Raw genomic sequence first — 5,145 nt, forward strand, 5'->3', positions numbered from 1 at the left:
GTAGAAGGTAAAACAGAGATGGATGCAATCATCGCTTACCTTCAGTCTCTTGGTCACGCGATGAAGTAAATAAGGAGGTAGTTATGGATATCGGTACTATTCACAGTATTTGGACCATAGTGCTATTCGTTAGCTTTATAGGTGTAGTTTGGTGGGCTTACGGCAAAAGTCGAAAAGCACGATTTGATGAAGCTGCAAACCTTGTTTTTGCTGATGAAGAGCAGACGCCTTCAAAAGAACAAGGAGTGACTAAGCAATGACGACATTTTGGAGTCTTTGGATAATCATCATTACAGTCGGTACGCTTGTCGGCTGTGCTGCACTACTCTTTTGGTGCCTTAAAGATAAAATGGGCGTTGAAGAAGGTGCGGATATGGGTCACGAATACGATGGTATTCGTGAGCTAAACAACCCGCTACCGAAATGGTGGACTTACCTTTTCGTTGGTACATTTGTGTTCGCAGCAATCTATCTGACGCTTTACCCTGGTTTGGGTAACTTCAAGGGTGTACTAGGCTGGACAAGTTCTGACCAAACAGTACGCACGGTTGAAGAATCTAAAGCATCGATTGCTTCAGCTCAAAGCAACAAGCAACTGAACCAATTTGCAAAAGAGCTTGATGACGCAGATGCCTACTTTGGTGAAGCGTTTAAAAAGCTAGCCCATGTTAATGGCACTGATGAGCTACGTCCGATTCCTGAAATCGCGGCAGATTCTGAAGCAGTTAAAGTAGGTCAACGTTTGTTCCTGCAGAACTGTTCACAGTGTCATGGCTCTGATGCACGTGGTCTAAAAGGTTTCCCTAACCTAACTGACGACGCGTGGCTATATGGTGGTGAACCTCAGGCTATCGTAACTACTGTTATGCATGGTCGTATTGGTCAAATGCCAGCATGGAAAGATGCACTTGGTGAACAAGGCGTGAAAGAAGTAGTAAGCTACACGCTAAGCCTATCAGGCCGCTCTGTAAACGCGAAAGAAGCTGAAGCTGGTAAAGCACGCTTCGTAGTGTGTGCAGCGTGTCATGGTACAGATGGTAAAGGTAACCCGGCAGTGGGTGCACCTGACCTGACAGACCAAGACTGGCTATTTGGTGGTTCACGTGCAGACGTAACAGAAACAGTAATGAACGGTCGTTCTGGTGTAATGCCAGCTTGGAAAGACATTCTAGGTGAAGACAAAGTTCAGCTTGTTTCGGCATATGTTTGGAGCTTAAGCAACTCGGAACAATAAGTTACATTTCTATAACAGCCCCTTACTTTCTATAGATGGTAATGGGGCTGTCTTTCCTTTAGAGTTAAATTCCTGATTCTATTTTATTAATTGAGAACTTTTTTATGGTAAAGCCTTGGTATAAGCAGTTTTGGCCGTGGTTTCTAATTATTCTGCCGCTGACTGTTGTTGTATGGACAATCATCACTGTTATCGTTTTCTCTCAAAACTCCGTTTCACTTGTAACTGAGGATTACTATAAAAAAGGTAAAGGCATTAACATTGATATTTCAAAAATCAATGTGGCCAAGGATCTAGAGCTAAGCGCTTCTGTCGCATCTGAGGGCAACACAGTTGTCATTAAGTTTGATAAAGGGCAATTGGATCACTATCCAGCTATCACAGCACTATTTGCTCACCGTACGCTACCAGACCGAGATTTTTCGCAACTTCTTTCCTCTGATGCGCAAGGAAACTACCGATTAAGTTTAGATTCGGAGCTACAAGGTCCTTGGTTTATCGAGCTGACAGGCCACGACAAAAAGTGGTTAGTTCAAGGGCGAGTTACCTTCCCATCATCTACTCCTGTTTATTTAGAAAACTAGTCGAAGTCTATGTGTAAATCGTGTTACCACTGCGGTGAAGAAGTACCAGTCAACACGGATTTTAAAGTAGAAATCCTTGGTGAAATTAGAGAGATGTGCTGCCCCGGCTGTGAAACAGTCGCTCAGACAATTGTCGATAGTGGCCTCGTTTCTTATTACCAATATCGCACAGCGCCAGCAGAAAAAGCGGATCTCGTCCCCGAACAACTGCAAGCACTTATCCATTATGACAATGAAGATGTTCAATCAGAATTTGTCCGCAATGCTGATGACAGAGCCGAAGTAACCCTATCGCTTGATGGTGTCTCTTGTGCCGCTTGTGCTTGGCTTATAGAGAAGCAAGTGTCCAACAAGACTGGCGTTTTATCAATTAGAGTCAACACCACCACGAACCGAGCGATTTTAGCATGGGATAAGAGCAAGACTCGCTTAAGCGAACTTCTCTGTGCCATTCATCAGTTAGGCTACAAGGCCGCGCCTTTTGAAGCCGATAAGCAAGAAGCCGCTTATCACCAACAGATGAAGCAGTATCTCTACCGTTTAGGTATCGCAGGTCTGGCCACAATGCAGGTCATGATGCTTGCTGTTGCGCTTTATTTAGAGGTATTTGGTGATCTAGAACCTGAGTTTAAGAATTACTTCCGCTGGGTCAGCTTGATCTTTGCTACACCAGTAATGCTCTACTCTGCCCTGCCGTTTTACATTAACGCATGGCGCAGCATTCGGAGCTGGACTTTGGGAATGGACGTTCCCGTATCAATTGCGATGATCTTTGCTTATTTTGCAAGCTTAGTGGCTACTGTAACGGAGCAAGGCGAAGTTTTCTTTGAGTCAATTTCAATGTTTGCGTTCTTCCTGTTAGTTGGACGCTTCTTAGAAATGCGTGCTCGTCGCAAAGCTGCCGCAGCCAGTGGTAACCTTTTAAAACTTATTCCAGCGATCGCTACCAAGCTAGATGGCGAACAGGTACCCGTTAAAACGCTCAAACTAGGCGATCGTATTCGTGTCTTACCTGGAGAGCATGTACCTGCAGATGGCAGAATTATAAGTGGCCGCGTTCATATCGATGAATCCATGTTGACTGGAGAATCGGTCCCTGTTGTGAAAACCATTGATGACCACGTATACGCTGGCACTTTAAATGGTGAAGAGTCTTTCGAGCTTGAGGTCATGTCATCAAAGGCAGATTCAATGATCTCTAATATCGTACGTTTACAGGATGAAGCTCAGCTTTCAAAACCGAAGATTGCTGAGATCGCTGACATCGTAGCTCGTTACTTTGTCGCTGTTATTCTAGTTATTGCGGCAGGTACTTGGTATTACTGGCATCAAGCGAATCCCGATGATGCGTTTTGGATCATGCTATCTGTGTTAGTGGCTACCTGCCCATGTGCTCTTTCATTGGCTACGCCAACTGCGCTAACCTGCGCAACATCAAGAATGGGTAACTACGGCATATTACTGCGTAAAAGCCATGTGTTTGAAACGCTTTGTAAGGTAAATCACCTTATCGTTGATAAAACAGGCACCCTAACTCATGGTGATATCGTCATAAGTAAAGTTGACCTAACATCTGACATAACTGAAACGGATGCTCTATCGCTCGCTGCGGCACTAGAAGCCCATGCCAATCACCCTATCGCTCGCGCCTTTAAACGTTACGCTGATAACACCGTCACAGTTGATGACGTTGAGAACGTTATTGGCTCAGGGGTCAAGGGCGATTTCAAAGGTCAGCAGGTAAAGATTGGTAGTGCTAGCTATATTCTTGGGGAAAACTCAGTTTCCGAGCCAAATTCTATTTATTTATCCGTAGATGACGTGCATGTAGCAACTTTCCGTTACCAAGATCCAATTAGAAAAGAAGCGAAGTCTTTCATTGAGCGCTTTAAGCAATCGGGAATCAAAATCACCCTACTTACAGGCGATTCTCAGGCAAATGCTGATGTTGTCGCAAGAGAAATAGGTATTGATAAAGTTATTGCAGGAGCTAAGCCCCAAGATAAATTGAACTACCTAAAACAAGTGGATGCTTGTGATGTTACGATGATGATTGGTGATGGCATTAACGATGCCCCAACGCTTGCTGGTTCACACTTGTCAGTTGCTATGGGTGGAGGCGCAGACGTCGCTAAAGCTTCGGCGGATATGGTTTTACTTGGAGATCATTTAGAGCGTATTTTAGAAGCACGTCAGTTAGCCCTTCAAACTCGAAAAATCATTCGAGAGAATCTCGCCTGGTCACTTGGATATAATTTGTTAATCCTCCCTTTAGCAGTAGCGGGTCTTGTTGCTCCATATTTTGCGGTAGTCGGTATGTCTGCGAGCTCAATTATTGTAGTATCTAACTCTCTTCGTTTGCTCAAAGAACAAGGTAAATAGATGGAAAGCTTGTATATCCTCATTCCTATTGCAATCGTGCTTGTATGTGTCGCGGTCGCAGTATTCTTGTGGGCGGTAAAAAGTGAACAATTTGAAGATCTCGAAAGACAAGGTCATAACATTTTGTTCGATGAAGACGACAAAGAAAGCCACGAGAATAAACCTAAATGACACCCGATTGGATCGGAGCCTTTGCCATAGGTTTAATTGGTGCTGGCCACTGTATGGGAATGTGCGGTGGCATAGCATCCATGTTATCGATAGGACAGAGTAAACCTTCAAAGTGGACTCCCCTATTCTATAATCTAGGCCGGCTAACAAGTTACGCCTTAATTGGATCATTAGTCGGAGGTGCTGTCTCTTCCATCTCTCAAGTTAGTCAACTCAATGATGTGCTTGCTTGGCTTAGAATCGCCGCAGCCGCTTTCATGATTCTACTGGCTTGCTACATTGGTCGATGGTGGCATGGTTTACTATATATTGAAAAACTTGGCCAATCACTCTGGAAACTCATTTCTCCTGCAGGAAAGTCGTTATTGCCACTTAAAAGCCCAATTCATGCCCTTCCGTTTGGATTCATTTGGGGATGGTTGCCATGTGGTCTTGTTTATTCGACACTGACGTGGTCAGCTGTTTCTGGCAGTGCAACGAGCGGAGCTCTAGTTATGCTTATGTTTGGTTTGGGTACGCTTCCAGCAATGTTGCTTGTCGGCCACAGTGCTAGTTTTTTACATAGACTACAAAATTCTGTCACATTTCGTCATATTGTTGCTTCAATGCTCCTAGTATATGGCTTGTATACTGGCTATGGTGCATTAAGTCTCTTATCAATTACTTTTTAGATCGCTGTTATTACGCGTCTTTTTCCACTACCCATTAGTGTTAATGAATGCTAAAATATTGATGTATATCAAATAGTGAAAGGTTGTTATGATTTCTGAAAAG

The 5,145-nt window shown here is 43.9% G+C and carries 6 protein-coding genes and 1 pseudogene; all 7 read left to right on the forward strand.

What is annotated here, in order from left to right:
* Positions 1–69, forward strand: a pseudogene (locus AC4MRV_RS21475) (cytochrome-c oxidase, cbb3-type subunit II); the annotation flags it as partial.
* Between the two features lie 14 nt (positions 70–83).
* Positions 84–260 carry a cbb3-type cytochrome oxidase subunit 3 gene (locus AC4MRV_RS21480; protein WP_491189322.1) on the forward strand — a complete coding sequence of 59 codons (177 nt, stop codon included), beginning with the start codon at positions 84–86 and terminating at the stop codon, positions 258–260.
* Complete coding sequence (gene ccoP / locus AC4MRV_RS21485; RefSeq protein ID WP_491189323.1) at positions 257–1,234, forward strand: cytochrome-c oxidase, cbb3-type subunit III; 978 nt, start codon at positions 257–259, stop codon at positions 1,232–1,234. Before AC4MRV_RS21480 ends, ccoP begins: the two co-directional genes overlap by 4 nt.
* Positions 1,235–1,338: 104 nt before the next feature.
* Entirely contained in the window at positions 1,339–1,818 is a 480-nt protein-coding gene (locus AC4MRV_RS21490) for a FixH family protein (RefSeq protein ID WP_491189324.1), read from the forward strand.
* Between the two features lie 9 nt (positions 1,819–1,827).
* On the forward strand, positions 1,828–4,200 hold the full coding sequence (locus AC4MRV_RS21495; RefSeq protein ID WP_491189325.1) for a heavy metal translocating P-type ATPase: 2,373 nt from the start codon (positions 1,828–1,830) through the stop codon (positions 4,198–4,200).
* Positions 4,201–4,371: a cbb3-type cytochrome oxidase assembly protein CcoS gene (gene ccoS, locus AC4MRV_RS21500; RefSeq protein WP_491189326.1), complete on the forward strand. Its 171-nt coding sequence runs from the start codon at positions 4,201–4,203 to the stop codon at positions 4,369–4,371.
* Positions 4,368–5,042: a sulfite exporter TauE/SafE family protein gene (locus tag AC4MRV_RS21505; RefSeq protein WP_491189327.1), complete on the forward strand. Its 675-nt coding sequence runs from the start codon at positions 4,368–4,370 to the stop codon at positions 5,040–5,042. Before ccoS ends, AC4MRV_RS21505 begins: the two co-directional genes overlap by 4 nt.
* Positions 5,043–5,145: the final 103 nt, after the last annotated feature.

The sequence above is a fragment of the Vibrio sp. genome (assembly GCF_984391705.1).